We start from the raw sequence: 612 nt of genomic DNA on the forward strand, positions 1-612 counted from the left end.
CGCCGTACCGGTCGCGCCCGACGCGGAGCCCGAACCCGACCGCGTGCAGAGCGCGGACGACCTGGACACCCGGGGCGCCGGAGTGGAGGACCCGCAGGCGCAGGCGGAACAGAGCGCGGCCGCGGCGGAAGCGGCACGGTCCACGGGCCCCGCCGCCCCCGGTTACGACGGCGCCGAGCGCGAGGCCGTGCTGAAGGTCATGCGCGAACGCCGCGACATCCGCAACGGCTTCCGCAGCGACCCCATCCCGCACGAGGTGCTGCTCCGCGTCCTGGAGGCCGCCCACACCGCGCCCTCCGTCGGCCACTCGCAGCCCTGGGACTTCGTCGTCATCCGCTCCGCCGAGACCCGGCGCAGCATGCACGAACTGGCCATGCGCCAGCGCGACGCCTACGCCAAGACCCTTCCCAAGGGCCGGGCGAAGCAGTTCAAGGAACTGAAGATCGAGGCCATCCTCGACACCCCGGTGAACATCGTCGTCACCGCCGACCCGACCCGCGGCGGCCGGCACACCCTGGGCCGGCACACCCAGCCCCAGATGGCGCCGTACTCCTCCGCGCTCGCGGTGGAGAACCTCTGGCTCGCCGCCCGCGCCGAGGGCCTCGGCGTCGG

At 74.3% G+C, this 612-nt stretch carries 1 protein-coding gene; it reads left to right on the forward strand.

The window, feature by feature from the left end; genetic code table 11:
* Positions 1-612, forward strand: a 612-nt coding sequence (gene bluB / locus B7L92_RS36855; RefSeq protein ID WP_107501729.1) for a 5,6-dimethylbenzimidazole synthase, incomplete at both ends; no start/stop codon positions are given.

It is taken from the genome of Streptomyces viridosporus (assembly GCF_002078235.1).
Lineage (GTDB): Bacteria > Actinomycetota > Actinomycetes > Streptomycetales > Streptomycetaceae > Streptomyces > Streptomyces viridosporus.